The sequence below is a fragment of the Phycicoccus elongatus Lp2 genome, from assembly GCF_000367525.1.
In the GTDB taxonomy this organism is placed as follows: domain Bacteria; phylum Actinomycetota; class Actinomycetes; order Actinomycetales; family Dermatophilaceae; genus Phycicoccus_A; species Phycicoccus_A elongatus.
Genome location: NZ_HF570956.1, coordinates 468032 through 482934, shown reverse-complemented (window position 1 = coordinate 482934; position 14903 = coordinate 468032). Strand labels below are relative to the sequence as shown.

Sequence of the window (14903 nt, the reverse complement as noted above, 5' to 3'; positions counted from 1 at the left end):
GGATGGGCGGCGGCGTCGCGGCGCCACGTGCGCCAGGCCGCCGGCGCCGTCGACGGGGCCGCGACCAGGGTCAGCAGTCCGGCGAGCCGGGCCCCCGGAAGGTTGAGGACGTCGTCGAGTCGTGCCGCCGACCAGCCGAACCGCTCGTAGCGGGGCGACCGGTGGCCCACCATCGCATCGAGGGTGTTGGCGGCGCGGTAGGCGAGGAGCCCGGGTGTGCCCAGCAGGGCTCCCCACACCAGGGGCGCGACGACGGCGTCGGAGGTGTTCTCGGCGACCGACTCCACGACGGCGCGCGCGACCTCCGAAGGGTCGAGGCCGTTCGTTCCGCGGCCGACGAGGTGGGTCAGTCGCGTCCGGGCTGCCGGGCGGTCGTCGGCCGCGAGGTGGGCGTGGACCGCCTGGGCCTCCCGCTCGAGCGATCTCCCGCCGAGGACGGCCCACGTCGCGAGCGCAGTCACGGCCGTGCGGGTTGTGGGGGACCTGCCCCAGCGGTCCGCGAGGACGCCCACGACGGTGGCCGCTCCGACCAGGACGAGCGAGTGGGCGGCTCCACGCCTCCGCGAGTCGGCGTACAGCAGACGCTCCAAGGAGGCTGCCGCAGAGCCGAACCCGGCAACCGGGTGGAACTTCTGCGGGTCCCCGAGGAGGCGGTCAGCGGTGAATCCGAGGAGTAGCCCGACGGCCCGGTCCTTCACGAGAGCGCCACGAGCAGCCCGGCGAGGCCGAGCTCGATGCAGGCGCCGAACACGTCCCCCGTCACCCCTCCGAACCGCCGCACGGTCCGCCTCAGGACCAGCGCCACCACGGCCAGGGCCACGGCCCCGGCGAGGACACCGCGCCACCAGCCAAGCCCCGCCCAGTCGGTGGCGAGGGCCATCAGGACGAGCGCCCCGGCCCACGACGCGGCCGCTGCCCACGGCGTGACGGTCTGCGTGAACGTCCGCCCGAGACCGTCCTCGCGTGCGGCCCCCACACCTCGAACGCAGCAGACGGCGAGCGCCGCGCGGGACATGCAGACCGCGAGGCCCGCCACGACGGCACCGTGGGGCTGAGGCACGAGGGCGCTGATTGCCGCCGCCTGAAGACCCAGGACCAGGACGACCGCGACGACACCCGCGGGGCCCGCCGTCCCGCCCTTCATCACGGCGAGCGACCTGGCGGGGTCGTAGGAGGCAGTGAGCCCGTCGGCGGTGTCGGAGAGCCCGTCGAGGTGGAGGGCCCGGCTCCCCAGCGCCAGGGTCCCCACGGCCAGGACGGCCACGACGATCGCAGGCATGGTGAGGAGGCGACCGAGGGCGACGACGGCGCCGACCGCGAGCGCGAGCGGCAGCACGGCGAGCGGTGCGAGGAGCATCGCCCATCCGGCGCGTCGCCGGTCCACCGTCGTCGGAGCCCGGACGGGCAGGACCGTCAGGGTCCCGACCGCCAGCCGCCAGGCGTCCGCGAGCACGCGCCCTCCCCCGGTCAGAGCTCGCTGAGCAGCGCGACGTCACGCAGGAGGGCCGACGCGCTGCGGACCACGGGCACGGCGGCCACCGCGCCGGATCCTTCGCCGAGCCTCAGCCCGAGGTCGAGAAGCGGCTCGAGGCCCAGCTTGGACAGCGCGAGCGACTGCGCCGGCTCGGTGCTGCGGTGGCCCGCGGCGAACCAGGCTGCCGCACCGGGGTCGATCCGGTCGGCGGTGAGCGCGCAGGCCACGCTCATCAACCCGTCCAGGAGCACCGGGACGCCGGCGCGGGCCGCGGCGAGGAGGTAGCCGGTCGTCGCGGCGAGGTCGGCGCTGCCGAGCGACGTGAGCGTCTCGACGGGGTCCTCGACGCGATGTCCAGCCCTGGCCAGGGCGGCGTCGAGGACCGCGGTCTTGTGGGCGAGCACGTCGTCGTCGATCCCGGTGCCCCGCCCGACCACCTCCGATGCCGGCAGCCCCAGGGCCGCCGCCACGAGAGCCGCGGCAGGGGTCGTGTTCCCGATGCCCATGTCACCCCCGAGCAGCAGCTGCGCACCGGCAGCGATTTCCTCCCGCGCCACAGCCGCCCCGGCGTCGAGGGCTTGCCGCGTCTCAACGGCCGAGAGCGCGTCCTCGAGATGGATGGCTCCGCTGCCCCGCCGCACCTTGTACGTGGTGAGGGCGGCCCGCGTCGCCGTGTCGAGGTCGTCGAAGTCCTCGTCGACGCCGAGGTCGAGCACCCTGACCGCGACCCCGTGCGCGGTCGCGAGGGCGCTCACGCCCGCCCGACCCGCGAGGAACGTCCGCACCATGGCACCGGTGATGGCCGGCGGGAACGCCGAGACGCCGTGCGCCGCGACCCCGTGGTCGCCGGCGAAGATCACATGCGCGCGTCGTCGACCGGCACGGTCGGGACCCGGCCCTGGCAGGCAGCGAGCCAGACGCCGAGGTCGCCGAGCCTGCCGAGCGCCCCCGGGGGCGTGGCCAGGGCGCCGAGTCGCTTCGTGGCGTGCTGACGGGCGATGGGCGAGGGGGATGTCACGGACGGCACGAAGCGTCTTCCTTCGGCTGGACGGGATGGGAGACGACGAGCGCCCCGAGGGCGGCGACGAGCTGGGCCGACGCCGCAGGCGGGCGCACGGCGATGCGGACCCACGAGTCGTCGAGTCCTGGGAAGGTGTCGCACCGACGGACGGCGATACCGCTCTCCCGCAGTGCTTCCCGCACGCCTCGGCCTGGGCGGGCCAGGACGAAGGGGGCCGAGGACGTCACGTGTTCGATCCCCAGGGAGGACAGGGCGATCTCGAGGTCGACCCGCCACGACGTGAGCGCACGTGACCCGTCGGTGCGCCTCGTCGGCGGCCTCGGCGGTCGAGCAGGCCACCGTCGCGGCCATCGCCGGCGTGGAGACCGACCACGGCGGCTGGTGCGCCGCCAGATCGGCGACGACGGCGGCGTCTCCGACGACGAAGCCGGCTCGGATGCCGGGCATCGACCACAGCTTCGTCAGGCTCCGGACCACCACGAGGCCCGCCGCACGGTCGGAGACGAGCGACTCCGGCTCCCCCGGCACGGAGTCCATGAAGGCCTCGTCGACCACGACGACCCGTCCGGGTCGCAGGAGCTGCCGGATCGACCCGGCCGGGTGGAGGACGCCCGTGGGGTTGGTCGGGTTGCCGAGCACGACGAGGTCCGCGTCGTGAGGATGGCACACAGGGGCATCCCGGTCGCGACGTGGCGTCGGACGCGAGCGGCCGACAGTGGCCGAAGTCAGCGCACGAGGCGGCAGACGTCGGTCTCGCTGCCCTTGTCCTCGGTGAGGGTGCGGGTGCCGTCCGGCGCGTAGTCGATGACGTGCTTGCCGTCCATCAGGTAGTAGCCGCGGCTCAGGCCGCCGCCATCCTGCGGCCACCCGACGCCGACCGGGCCGTTGAGTGAATATGTCTGGAGTGACCCGTCGGCCCGGTAGAGCGCACCCGCCTTGCCCCCGAGGTCGATGACGACGGACTCGCCCGTGCTGAGGTTGGTGGCGCGCGTCAGCAACGGCCCCTTGTAGGCCACGGTCCGCTCGCCGCCGGTGTCCCACCGGGTCGTGACCTTCGAGACGATGTCCTGCTCCTGGGCGCTCAGCTCGAGGTCGAAGTCGCCGCAGTACCGGTCGGCCGGCAGCGTGAGGGTCCCTTCGACGTAGGGCTGCCACGCCTCGTGCACCTTGTGCCACCCGTCGTCCGCACTCGTGGCGGATGGTGTCGCCCCGGCGGCGGTGGCACCGCCGAGGACGAGGGTCGCGCCGGCCGCCACGGCCGTGCCCAGCTTCACCATGGAACGTATCACTAACCACTTCCTTTGTTTAACCGGTTATTCCGACCAAGCGGTTATGCTGCCCGCATGTCAAGGGGCGCTGCGTGAGCTGGTGGATCGAGGCCGACGGGCGGGTGCTCCCCAAGCAGCTCGCCGGACAGCCGGCGCTGGAGCTCGTGAACACCCGGTCGGGCTGGGGTGAACCCTGGGACGACCGTCAGGAGTACCTGCGCGGATACCCCTGGCTGACGACCCTCGCCCGGCTGAACGGTCTCCTGACGCCGGAGGTGGCCGGGCAGCTCGAACGCGCCGCCGCACGCCGCCCCGACGAGGCGACGCGCGAGCTGGAGCGCGCCCGCGGCATACGCCCGGACCTGTATGCCGTGATGCTCGGTGAGGCGAGCGACGCCGCCTTCGCCCGGGTCGCCCGAGCCGTCGCAGACGCCCGCGCACGGCAGCGGTTGGTCCGCGACGGGGCGGACCCCACCCGGGGCACCTGGCGGTTCGCCGGCCGCCCCACGCTCGCCGACCCGGTGGACGGGTTCCTTGTCAGCGCGGGCGACCTGCTGAGCACTCCCGCGCCCGAGCGGGTGCGCAGGTGCCCCGGGGTGGGCTGTGGCTGGCTGTTCCTCGACCCGTCCGGGCGTCGACGGTGGTGCCAGATGGCCGTGTGCGGCAACCGGGCCAAGCAGGCACGCCACACGGTCAGTGCACGGGCAGGTCGCTCGGGGCCTCGGGGAGACGGGGCGGCAGGAAGTGCGCCACGACGGCAGCCCCGAGCATGAGCGCGACCAGCACCCCGAGGGCAGCCAGCATGGCCGGACGGAAGAGGTCGACCGGCACCTGCGCACCGTGGCGCGCCTGGGCGTCGACGATCGAGAAGTAGACCGACCCCACGATGGCGATGCCGGTGGCGGCGGACAGCTGCCCGGTCGGCTGCGAGAGACCGGAGGCCGAACCGGCCTTGGTCACGGGAACGCCCGCCAGGGTGAAGACCCCGATCGGCGCCACCATCAGCCCAGATCCCGCGCCGGCCACCACGAGCCCCGGCAGGAAGGCCCACACGGAGGTCGAGCCGTCAGCTCCTGCCACGGTCACCCACAGCAGCCCGGCACCTGCCGCCCAGGTGAGCGCACCGAGCTGCAGCACGCGCCGCCCGATCCGCGGGGCCAGCACGACGACCCCGAATCCCGCCATGACGGCCGTCGTCACCGCGAAGGGAACCCCGACGAGACCGGCCTTGAGCACCGACCAGCCCAACCCGGCCTGGAGGTAGATGGTCTGGCACAGGAAGTACGCGCTCATGGCCAGGAACAGCACGGCGTTCAGGGCCGAGCCGGCGGCGAAGCCGCGCTCCCGGTAGAGGCTGAGCGCCACGAGCGGCTCGCGTCCCGAACGCTCCGCACGCCACTGGGTTCGTACGAACGCGACGAGCACCAGCAGACCCGCTGCCATCACGGCATACAGCCAGGTCGGCCATCCCAGCTCACGCCCGAGCGTGAGCGGGTAGAGGACGGCGAGCAGACCGACGGCCAGCATCACCACGCCGCGAAGGTCGATCGGGGGCCGCTGCGCGGCAACGGATTCCGGCACCCAGCGCAGCGCCGCCGCCAGGGCGAGCACCCCAACCGGGACGTTGACGAGGAAGATCGCGCGCCAGCCCAGACCGGCCAGGTCGGCTTCGGTGAGCAGGGCACCGAGCACCGGCCCGAGCACGGTCGACACACCCGCGAGGCCGGTGAACATGCCCATCGCCTTGGCCCGCTCGTCCGGCCGGTACATCACCTGCAGGCTCGAGAGGACCTGCGGGATCATCGCCGCCGCGGCCAGTCCCTGGAGCGCACGGAAGCCCACGAGCGCCTCAGCGTTCGGGGCGAAGCCGCAGGCCGCCGACATGAGGGTGAAGCCCACCAACCCACCCACGAAGACCCGCTTGCGACCGATCAGGTCGCCGAGCCGCGAGCCCGTGATCAGACCGACCGCGAAAGCCAGCGGGTAGGCCGCCACCATCCACTGGAGCTGCGCCGGCGAAGCGGCGAGACCGCGTTCGATGGTCGGCAGCGCGACGTTGACGATGGTCGTGTCCAGCAGCTCCATGGTTGAGGCGAGGAACAGGCTGAGCAATGCGATGGTGCGCGCGCGGCCGGTGGGGAGGGCCCCGTGTCGCGCCGCGCGATCCGGCGCAGAATTCGTTGGTGCGTATGCCGTGTCGCCGCCTGAGGGCGGCGTCGCGCCCTCGGCTGGCACCGTGGTCGTCGGCCGGGTGTCGACTGTCGTGGTCATGATCTCTCCGATCGGAGCGTCGTGGACTTTTCCTGGTCGTGGTCGACGCTAGAGATCCTTCCGGTCACTTTCTGACCTGATGGTGAGGCACTCTTGATCCATGGCCAACACCAGCTCCCGCGCCCTGCGACTGCTGTCGCTGCTCCAGACCCACCGGTTCTGGCCGGGCGGCGAGCTCGCCGATCGCCTCGAGGTGTCCGAGCGCACCCTGCGCCGTGACATCGACCGGTTGCGCGAGCTCGGCTACCCGGTCAACGCCACCAGGGGAGCCGACGGCGGCTACCAGCTCGGCGCCGGCGCAGCCATGCCACCGCTCACGGTCGAGGAGGACGAGGCGATCGCCATGGCGGTCGCCCTCGGCAACGCCGCCCACCAGGGAAGCGGCGCCCTGGCCGAGGCATCGCTGTCGGCGCTGTCGAAGGTCGTGCAGGTGCTGCCCGCCAAGCTCAAACGTCGCGCCGAGGCGCTGCGCAGCGTCACCGTCGACTCCCCGTTCGGCACCGCCCCGGAGGTGTCAGCGGAGGTCCTGTCGATCGTCGCCCAGACGATCCGCGACGAGGAGCGACTGCGGTTCCGCTACACCGCCCGCGGCGGGGGGGGCGGCGGCCGGCGAGGACCTCGGTCGCCACGTGGAACCCCACCAGCTGGTGACGGTCGGCCGCCGCTGGTACCTCGCGGCATACGACCTCGAACGGCAGGACTGGCGCTCGTTCCGGCTAGACCGGCTCTCCGCACCCATGGGCACGCGCGCCCGGTTCAGGCGCCGCGACATCCCCGGCGGTGACGCGGCGTCCACTGTGCGGCAAGGACTTTCGCAACGCGACCGCGGCCAGCAGGTGGTCGCCACGGTGCACGCCCCGGCTGAGGACGTCGAGCGGCGGATCGGACGCTGGGCCCAGGTCGCTGCCATCGACGCGCAGAGCTGCCGCGTCGAGATGGATGCCGGCCAGCCACAGTGGCCGCTGTTCGCCCTCGGCGTGGTGCGGGCCCCTTTTGACATCGAGACGGCCCCGGCCGAGCTCCACGCCATGCTCGACGACTGGTCCGAGCGGTTCGCGGCGGCGGCCGCCTCCCGCAGCCGCTGAACCGGGTCTGGGAGGCTGGGCGGGTGCTGACCCGCAATGACATCGCCAAGTGCGAGTCCTGGTTCGACGCGCACGGGCTGCCGTACTTCGTCGAGGAGGAGTACGAGCAGATCAGCCGGCCCCGCGCTGGACCAGGGTCCTGTCGTGGACCGGCGTGCTCGTCCTGGTCGCCGCCGCTGCGCTGCTGCTCGAACGGTGGCTCTTCGATCCCGGGTAAGACGCACTCGGGTGGTCGCTGGAGTTCCTCGGCTGGTTCGCCGTGGCCGCCGTGGCCCGCGGGCTTGTGGTCTTCCGCGTCGCGAGCATCACCCGGTGGGCGTTGCGGGAGGCGTGGGCGAGCCGGGCGCTGCTGCGGCCGATGGTGACTCGCGCCCTGCCGTTCCTGTTGCTGTTCATCACGTTCCTGTTCATCAACACCGAGGTGTGGCAGGTCGCCTCGGCGCTGGACCGTCAGCAGCTCTGGGGCACCGTGGGGATCTTCGCCGTGCTCGCCACCGCCTTCCTCGGACCGTCGTTCTCCGCCGAGATCGACCGCGTGGGCGCCGAGGTCGAGGGCGACCTGCTCGTCCGCACGACCGAGCAGACCCCCGTGGCCTCGGCCGCGCGCGAGATCCTGGCCGAGGAGCACCTGCTGGGTGAGGTGTCCGGCATCCGACTGCCCGCGTTGCAACGACGCAACCTCATGCTGCTCTTCATCACCCAGGCCGTGCAGGTGATCGTGCTCAGCCTGATCGTCTTCGCGTTCTTCGTGCTCTTCGGGTCGCTCGCGATCCGGCCCGCCGTCATCGAGGCGTGGACGGGGTCGGCGCCGCACTACCCCGGGCCGCTGCACCTCGTCAGCCGAGAGCTCTTCTCCGTCGCGATCTTCCTCTCCGCCTTCACGGGGCTCTACTTCGCCGTCCAGGCCATCACCGACGGCACCTACCGGCGCGAGTTCTTCACCCGGATCGAGCAGGACCTGCAGCGGGCGATCGGCGTGCGCAAGGTCTACGTCGCGCTCCGGGCGCACCTGGCCCACACCGACGGGTGACGACACGCCGGACACAACATGTGGTGCCACCAATTGTCAGAGGCGCCCCATATGGTGGTTCGCAGCTGGTCCGGAGCCGTAAGCCAACGGCTTCGGGGCAAGAGGGAACCCGGTGCGATTCCGGGACTGCCCCGCAGCGGTGAGTGGAAACGAAAGCCGTCACCAAGCACTGGACGCGAGTCTGGGAAGCGACGGCCGGTAGGCGCGTGGGTCGAGACAGCACAGGTCGCGACCCGCCACGTCCACGAGTCCGAAGACCTGCCAGCGGCCACGCGCACCCGTGCGTGGTGTGGTCGTGGCCTCGAGGGCGGGTCCAGCGGCAGTGGTGCAGGAGTGATCGGCGGTATGCCGCGCGCCTGCCCCCGTGTCGTCGTCGCCTCCTCCCCTGGTCCGGCCATCCGAACCGCTCGCGAGGAGAGAGCAGATGACCCAGACCACCGACGAGTCGACCGATCCAGGTCCCGTCGCCCACCCGACGAACGACGCACCGCGGCGCACCCAGATGCAGGTGCGCAAGCGCAACGGCGACGCCGAACCTGTCGACGTCATGAAGATCGTCCGTGCCGTCGACCGGTGGTGCGACGACCTGCCCGAGGTCGACCCCATGGCCATCGCCACCCGCACGATCAGCGGGCTGTACGACGGCGCGACGACGGCCGAGCTCGACCGGCTGTCGATCCAGACGGCGGCCGAGATGACCGCCAGCGAACCGGAGTACTCCAAGCTTGCCGCGCGGTTGCTCGCCAACTACGTCGACAAGGAGGTGCGCGGCCATCAGGTCGCGTCCTTCAGCCAGGCCGTGCGGCTCGGACACCTCGAGGGCCTGATCGGTGACCGGACGGCAGCCTTCGTGGAGGCGAACGCCCGCAAGCTCGACCACGCGATCGATGCCGGGGCCGACCGCCGGTTCGAGTACTTCGGGCTGCGCACCGTCTACGACCGCTACCTGCTGCGCCACCCCGAGACCCGCGACGTCATCGAGACGCCGCAGTACTGGCTGCTGCGGGTCGCCTGCGGCCTGGCCAACACAGCGCGCGAGGCCATCGACTTCTACCGGCTGATGTCATCGCTGGCGTACCTGCCCAGCTCACCGACCCTGTTCAACTCCGGCACGCGCCACACCCAGATGTCGTCCTGCTACCTCGTGGACAGTCCCCAGGACAACCTCGACTCGATCTACGACCGCTACGCCCAGGTTGCCAAGCTGTCGAAATTCGCTGGGGGCATTGGCATCTCGTGGTCGCGGGTCCGTTCCCGTGGCGCCCTCATCCGCGGCACCAACGGTCACTCCAACGGCATCGTCCCCTGGCTGCGCACCCTCGACTCCTCGGTCGCGGCGGTCAACCAGGGCGGCCGACGCAAGGGGGCGGCCTGCGTCTACCTCGAGCCGTGGCACCCCGACATCGAGGAGTTCCTCGAGCTGCGCGACAACACCGGCGAGGACGCCCGGCGCACGCACAACCTCAACCTGGCCAACTGGATCCCCGACGAGTTCATGCGACGGGTCGAGGCGGACGAGCCGTGGTCGCTGATCGACCCGCACGCGGTGCCCGAGCTGCCGGACCTGTGGGGACCGGCCTTCGAGGAGGCGTATGCCGCCGCGGAGCGTGACGGCCGCGTCGTGCGCACCGTGAGCGCGCGCGAGCTCTACGGCAAGATGATGCGCACCCTGGCCCAGACCGGCAACGGGTGGATGACGTTCAAGGACGCCAGCAACCGCACCTGCAACCAGACCTCGGACGACCAGGTTCCGGGCGCGCCGGTCGTGCACCTGTCGAACCTGTGCACCGAGATCATCGAGGTGTCGAGCAACGAGGAGACGGCGGTCTGCAACCTCGGGTCGGTCAACCTGGCCCGGCACCTCACCCCAGGCCGTGACGGGATCGACTGGGAGACACTGCGATCGACCGTCCGCACGGCGGTGACCTACCTCGACCGGGTGGTCGACATCAACTACTACCCGAGCGAGGAGTCGGCGGCATCCAACCCCCGGTGGCGACCGGTAGGCCTCGGCATGATGGGGCTGCAGGACGTGTTCTTCGCGTTGCGCCTGCCGTTCGACTCCCCCGAGGCCCTCGAGCTGTCGACCAGCATCAGCGAGGAGGTCTACCTCTCCGCGCTGGAGCGGTCCGCGGAGCTCGCGGCCGAGCACGGCGCCCACCCGGCATACGACCAGACACGGGCAGCGCGCGGCGACCTGCAGCCGGACCTGTGGGAGGTGACCCCGACCCAGACCGAGCGGTGGGAAGCCGTGCGCAAGGCCATTGCTGCCAACGGTCTTCGCAACAGCCTGCTGATCGCCATCGCGCCCACGGCGACGATCGCCTCGATCACCGGGGCCTACGAGTGCATCGAGCCGCAGGTGAGCAACCTGTTCAAGCGCGAGACGCTGTCGGGTGAGTTCCTCCAGGTCAACACGGCCCTCGTGCGCGAGCTCAAGTCGCGCGGCCTGTGGACCCTCGAGGTGCGCGAGGCGATCAAGCGCAGCGAGGGATCGGTGCAGGGCATCCTCGACCTGCCCGCCGACGTGCGGCTGTTGTTCCGCACGGCGTGGGAGCTGCCGCAGAAGGCGCTGATCGAGCTCGCCGCCGCGCGACAGCCGTACATCGACCAGAGCCAGTCGCTCAACCTGTTCCTCGCGGCGCCGACCATCGGGAAGCTCAGCTCGATGTACCTCTACGCCTGGAAGGCCGGCCTCAAGACGACCTACTACCTGCGCTCCCGTCCCGCGACGCGCATCCAGCAGGCGACGGTCTCCGTCGCCGCGGCGACTCCTTCCGCCCCTGCCCCCACCGACCAGACCAGGTCCGATCAGGACGCGATCGCCTGCTCCCTGGAGAACCCCGAGAACTGCGAGGCCTGCGAATGACCACCGACCTGTCCACCGCCACCGACCACACCACTCCCCCCGACGGCGAGCGGATGCTGCTCGACCCGGGGATGAACCTCACCCTGCGGCCGATGCGCTACCCGCAGTTCTACGAGCGCTACCGCGACGCGATCAAGAACACCTGGACGGTCGAGGAGGTCGACCTGCACTCGGACCTGAAGGACCTCCAGCGCCTCACCGCCGCTGAGCGGCACCTGGTGTCTCGGCTGGTCGCCTTCTTCGCCACCGGCGACACGATCGTGGCCAACAACCTGGTGCTCAACCTGTACCAGCACATCAACTCCCCCGAGGGTCGCCTCTACCTCAGCCGTCAGCTGTTCGAGGAGGCGGTGCACGTGCAGTTCTACCTGACCCTGCTCGACACCTACGTCCCCGACGAGGGCGAGCGCGCGGAGGCCTTCGCGGCCGTCGACAACATTCCCTCCATCAAGCACAAGGCCGACTTCTGCTTCCGCTGGATCGACTCGGTGTTCGACCTCGATGCGCTGGAGACCCGGGAGCACCGAAAAGCCTTCCTGCTCAACCTGATCTGCTTCGCGGCGTGCATCGAAGGGCTCTTCTTCTACGGTGCCTTCGCTTACGTCTACTTCCTGCGCTCGCGGGGTCTGCTCAACGGCCTCGCCTCCGGCACCAACTGGGTATTCCGCGACGAGTCGATGCACATGTCGTTCGCGTTCGACGTCGTGGAGACCGTGCGGGCCGAGGAACCCGACCTCTTCGACGAGCAGATGGCGGCCGACGTCCGGCAGATGCTGCGTGACGCGGTGGACGCCGAGGCGCAGTTCGCCCAGGACCTGCTCGGCGGCGGTGTGGCCGGGCTGTCGACCACAGACATGCGGCTCTACCTGGAGAACGTCGCCGACCGGCGCCTCCAGCAGCTGGGGCTCGAGCCGGAGTACGGCTCGAAGAACCCGCTCGCGTTCATGGAGCTCCAGGACGTGCAGGAGCTCTCGAACTTCTTCGAGCGGCGCGTGTCGGCCTACCAGGTGGGAGTCACCGGGAGCGTCGCCTTCGACGACGACTTCTGAGCGCCCCGGACTGCTTGCGTCTGCGTGGTCGGTTGCCATGGCAGCCGACCATGCAGACGCAAGCAGCGCTGGTATGCCGCGTGGTCACCCCTCACGGCACCACGCGGCATACCAGCGCGGCGCGTGGCCGGCTCAGCGCACGTTGTAGCCGCGGGCTTCCCAGAAGGGGTTGGGGTTCGGGTTGTCGAGCACCGGGTCGTTGACGCTCTTGGCCGCCAGGGTCCTGCGGCCCAGCCGCATCTCGACGTGGGTGTGCGTCGCGCTGGCGCCACGGGACGCCTCGGTCGCGATCTGCTGGCCCTTGCTGATGCTGTCACCGGTGTCGACGCTGTCGAGCGGGTTGGTGTGCAGGTAGATGATCGTCTTGTCGTAGGTGGCGTTGTAGACCGCGATGGTGGACAAGCTGGTGCCCCCCTCGACGACGTTGGTCACCGTGCCGCCGAGCAGGGCCTTGACCCCGGCGCCGCTGGCCTTGGCGAAGTCGATGCCCTCGTGCCGCCCCGGGGTGTTCACGTACCCGTCGAAGCCCGTGGTGAGCCGACCGCCGCCACCGACGTAGAGCGCGTCGGACATGTCCACCTTGGTCGAGGTGCCGCCGCCGAGGCGGTGGGAGGCGTTCTCGTTCTTCAGGGTCGCGTTGAGGTTGCCCTTGGCGCCGGCCGCGAAGGTCTGGCTGTCACCGGCATACCCGCTGTTGTAGAAGACGGTCACGGACCCACCGGTGCGGTTCCACACCGAGGCCGCATTGTTCTTCACGCACAGACCTTGGCCGTTGCCGGCGCCCTTGAACTCGTAGCACGACGGCTGCGTGTCCCCGTAGTCCGAGATCGAGGTCGTGAAGTCGGAGACCGAACCCGCGTTGTCGCTGTTGTAGTAGAGGCAGAACTCGCCGGAGTCGCAGGTGCCGTCGCGTCCGGCAGCCTGAGCACCGCCCGGGGCGGCGAGCAGGGCGGTCCCGAGGACGGCGACCGCAGCGGCGGCCCTGGCGATCACAGAGGTCTTCACACTCGCTCCTTCAGACGGTGGGAGACCGATCCTGCTGACGCCCGGTCCCGCAGGTCACCCCGAAACGGTGGCGAATGCGTAAATTTCCCACCAAGCGCGCCGTGTCGGTGTGAACGATCCACGGGCGCCGCGGCGGTCGCCGGCTCCCCCGTCACGACCCACGTGGGTGCGCCACGTGCGGCCGGACACAGCGCGGCATACCCTGCCCGCATGCGACGACCGGCCCTGCTCATCACCGGAGGACTGCTCACGGCGATCGGTGTGCTGTGGACGCTGCAGGGGTTCGGCGTGGTGGGCGGGAGCTCCATGTCGGGCAACATCCTGTGGGCGTTCATCGGCCCCTTCGTGGCGCTGCTCGGGGTCGTCGTCGCGCTGCGCGCCCGTCGCCTGTGAAGTCGTCGCGGGCTGGGCCGGGACGGCTACCTGGGCGCGTCACGGTGCCGGTCCACCGCTACGTCAAGGACGTCTGACGCCGCCGATCGCGAAGTCCCACACGGCACCGTCGATGCCTTCCCGGACGACGTCCAGCTGTCCCGAGTGGGCCGCGTTGTCCTTGAGCAGGTGCAGGAGCACGCCCCGCACGCTGTCCTGCCGGTAGCCACCCCACGCGCCCTCCGGCCCCACCAGCCGGGGGCGGCGTCGTGGGGCGTGCCGCGGGCCGCCGCGCAAGCCCGCGCCACGTCCGACTCCACGCGCGCGATCACGTCCTGCGCGCTCGCAGCGGGGTCGTTGTCCCAGGGCTTGTCCTCGTCGAGCTCGGCCGCCGAGCCGACGACCACGTGCTCCAGCCAGAAGACCGTCGAGTCGCGCACGTGGTCCAGCAGCCCGAGCACGGTCCAGCCGGAGGTGGTCACGGGCGTACGCAGCTGGGCATCGGTCAGGCCGTCGGCGCAGGCCACCAGGTGGCGCACGGTCGCCTCGATCCAGTCGAGCAGCTCGGCCGTGACCGCTGCGGCGTCGTCGCGGGGTGCGTCGTTGTCGTTGTCTGTCATGCCCCATTGACGCACCCGAACGTCCACGATCGACAAATCGCTTGGCCATCAAGGTCGCAGTCGCCCGTGGCAACGACGGTGGCCGCACGAGAAAGGCCCCGACCGGCGTCTCCGCTGGTCAGGGCCCCATCGTCTGTCTCAACTCAGAGCGCGCCCGAAGGGATTCGAACCCCTAACCTTCTGATCCGTAGTCAGATGCTCTATCCGTTGAGCTACGGGCGCAACGAGAATCGATCGTACCCGTCGACCGGCCCGGCCACGAAATCGCCCGCCGAGGGCGCACCCGGCTTGTCCGCCGCCCCAGCATTCGCGGCCGAGCCAGCCGCCGGGGGGACCCCCGCCCGAGCGTCTGCAGTTGCGCCACATACGGGCGCATGTGACATGCGCCAAATGGTGGCGCAACTGCAGACTCTGCGGACGTACCCCCTGGCGGATGCTCAGCCGGCGGCGCCGGGGAGAGTCGGGGTCTGGCGGGACGAGGTGCCGGAGCCGCCGTTGGGCGTGGTGGTGCCGCCGTTGGGGTCGGTCTGTCCGCTTCCCCCGTTCGGGTCGGTCTGGGTCTGGCCGTCCAAACCACCAGGCGGCATGCCGCCGCGGCGACCGGGGCCGCCCTGCCAGTTGTCGCCGTCCGGATCGACCTGCCCACTTCCGGGGCCGAACTGGGAGTTCTGGCTGGTGCCGCTGCCCTGGTTGTCGTCGTGCTGGCTGAGCGCGACGGCCGTTGCGCCTCCAGCCGCTCCGACAGTGGCAATGCCCAGGGCCGCAGCTGCGACCGCAAGCGTCTTCCTCATCGACCACGAGGTGCGCGCCAACGGGACGGCACCGGCCGATACCGGCAC

The 14903-nt window shown here is 71.1% G+C and carries 14 protein-coding genes, 1 tRNA gene, 5 pseudogenes and 1 riboswitch; of the genes and pseudogenes, 8 read left to right on the top strand and 12 right to left on the bottom strand.

The annotated features are described in order from the left end of the window. The 6 genes and pseudogenes from BN10_RS17145 to BN10_RS17650 all read right to left on the bottom strand — a co-directional run. Window positions 1-698 (bottom strand): CobD/CbiB family cobalamin biosynthesis protein (locus BN10_RS17145; protein WP_040752317.1); only part of this gene is annotated, 698 nt, incomplete at its 3' end. Further along, entirely contained in the window at window positions 695-1453 is a 759-nt protein-coding gene (locus tag BN10_RS17140; protein ID WP_010849539.1) for an adenosylcobinamide-GDP ribazoletransferase, read from the bottom strand. The genes BN10_RS17140 and BN10_RS17145, both read right to left, overlap by 4 nt. 14 nt (window positions 1454-1467) lie before the next feature. Then, a pseudogene (gene cobT, locus BN10_RS02290) lies at window positions 1468-2426 on the bottom strand (nicotinate-nucleotide--dimethylbenzimidazole phosphoribosyltransferase); the annotation flags it as partial. Between the two features lie 62 nt (window positions 2427-2488). Then, a complete protein-coding gene (locus tag BN10_RS17135) occupies window positions 2489-2722 on the bottom strand; it encodes a hypothetical protein (protein ID WP_010849537.1) in 234 nt (77 codons plus the stop codon). A 100-nt stretch (window positions 2723-2822) separates the two neighbouring features. Next, window positions 2823-3164 (bottom strand): annotated as a pseudogene (locus tag BN10_RS18185) (aminotransferase class I/II-fold pyridoxal phosphate-dependent enzyme); the annotation flags it as partial. 56 nt (window positions 3165-3220) lie between these two features. Next, window positions 3221-3772 (bottom strand): hypothetical protein, encoded by a 552-nt coding sequence (locus BN10_RS17650; RefSeq protein ID WP_051369602.1) that lies wholly within the window; start codon window positions 3770-3772, stop codon window positions 3221-3223. Window positions 3773-3855: 83 nt separating this feature from the next. Between BN10_RS17650 and BN10_RS02270 the strand changes: the two genes are divergently transcribed. Beyond that, window positions 3856-4536: a CGNR zinc finger domain-containing protein gene (locus BN10_RS02270; RefSeq protein ID WP_010849533.1), complete on the top strand. Its 681-nt coding sequence runs from the start codon at window positions 3856-3858 to the stop codon at window positions 4534-4536. On the opposite strand, the gene BN10_RS02265 is transcribed toward BN10_RS02270, so the two are convergent. Then, window positions 4457-6034 carry an MFS transporter gene (locus BN10_RS02265; RefSeq protein ID WP_010849532.1) on the bottom strand — a complete coding sequence of 526 codons (1578 nt, stop codon included), beginning with the start codon at window positions 6032-6034 and terminating at the stop codon, window positions 4457-4459. The two genes, BN10_RS02270 and BN10_RS02265, sit on opposite strands and share 80 nt — an antisense overlap. 100 nt (window positions 6035-6134) lie before the next feature. Here BN10_RS02265 and BN10_RS17645 point away from each other — a divergent pair. The 6 genes and pseudogenes from BN10_RS17645 to BN10_RS02245 all read left to right on the top strand — a co-directional run. Continuing rightward, window positions 6135-6260, top strand: a pseudogene (locus BN10_RS17645) (HTH domain-containing protein); the annotation flags it as partial. Next, window positions 6250-6714 (top strand): annotated as a pseudogene (locus BN10_RS18340) (hypothetical protein); the annotation flags it as partial. The pseudogenes BN10_RS17645 and BN10_RS18340, both read left to right, overlap by 11 nt. A gap of 168 nt (window positions 6715-6882) precedes the next feature. After that, window positions 6883-7119: a hypothetical protein gene (locus BN10_RS18335; RefSeq protein WP_456153903.1), complete on the top strand. Its 237-nt coding sequence runs from the start codon at window positions 6883-6885 to the stop codon at window positions 7117-7119. Between the two features lie 259 nt (window positions 7120-7378). Beyond that, window positions 7379-8149 carry a hypothetical protein gene (locus tag BN10_RS02255; RefSeq protein WP_010849528.1) on the top strand — a complete coding sequence of 257 codons (771 nt, stop codon included), beginning with the start codon at window positions 7379-7381 and terminating at the stop codon, window positions 8147-8149. A gap of 49 nt (window positions 8150-8198) precedes the next feature. After that, window positions 8199-8429, top strand: a riboswitch (cobalamin riboswitch). Window positions 8430-8573: 144 nt separating this feature from the next. Continuing rightward, window positions 8574-11018 (top strand): ribonucleoside-diphosphate reductase subunit alpha, encoded by a 2445-nt coding sequence (locus BN10_RS02250; protein ID WP_010849527.1) that lies wholly within the window; start codon window positions 8574-8576, stop codon window positions 11016-11018. After that, window positions 11015-12067, top strand: coding sequence for a ribonucleotide-diphosphate reductase subunit beta (locus tag BN10_RS02245; RefSeq protein ID WP_010849526.1), 1053 nt, complete (start codon window positions 11015-11017; stop codon window positions 12065-12067). The genes BN10_RS02250 and BN10_RS02245 overlap by 4 nt, the downstream gene beginning before the upstream one ends. Before the next feature lie 132 nt (window positions 12068-12199). Here the strand turns inward: BN10_RS02245 and BN10_RS02240 are convergent, their stop codons facing one another. After that, the gene (locus BN10_RS02240) at window positions 12200-13072 is read right to left on the bottom strand and encodes a peptidase inhibitor family I36 protein (protein ID WP_010849525.1); all 873 of its coding nucleotides are present in this window, start codon (window positions 13070-13072) and stop codon (window positions 12200-12202) included. Between the two features lie 210 nt (window positions 13073-13282). Here BN10_RS02240 and BN10_RS02235 point away from each other — a divergent pair, with 210 nt between their 5' ends. Then, entirely contained in the window at window positions 13283-13465 is a 183-nt protein-coding gene (locus tag BN10_RS02235; protein ID WP_010849524.1) for a hypothetical protein, read from the top strand. Window positions 13466-13528: 63 nt separating this feature from the next. Here the strand turns inward: BN10_RS02235 and BN10_RS18180 are convergent, their stop codons facing one another. From BN10_RS18180 to BN10_RS02220, 4 genes and pseudogenes are all read right to left on the bottom strand, one after another. After that, complete coding sequence (locus tag BN10_RS18180) at window positions 13529-13645, bottom strand: hypothetical protein (RefSeq protein ID WP_407674660.1); 117 nt, start codon at window positions 13643-13645, stop codon at window positions 13529-13531. A 41-nt stretch (window positions 13646-13686) separates the two neighbouring features. Then, window positions 13687-14064 (bottom strand): annotated as a pseudogene (locus BN10_RS02230) (mycothiol transferase); the annotation flags it as partial. 149 nt (window positions 14065-14213) lie between these two features. After that, window positions 14214-14286, bottom strand: a tRNA-Arg gene (locus BN10_RS02225). Between the two features lie 215 nt (window positions 14287-14501). Continuing rightward, window positions 14502-14903, bottom strand: a 402-nt coding sequence (locus tag BN10_RS02220; protein ID WP_040750764.1) for a hypothetical protein, incomplete at its 5' end; no start/stop codon positions are given.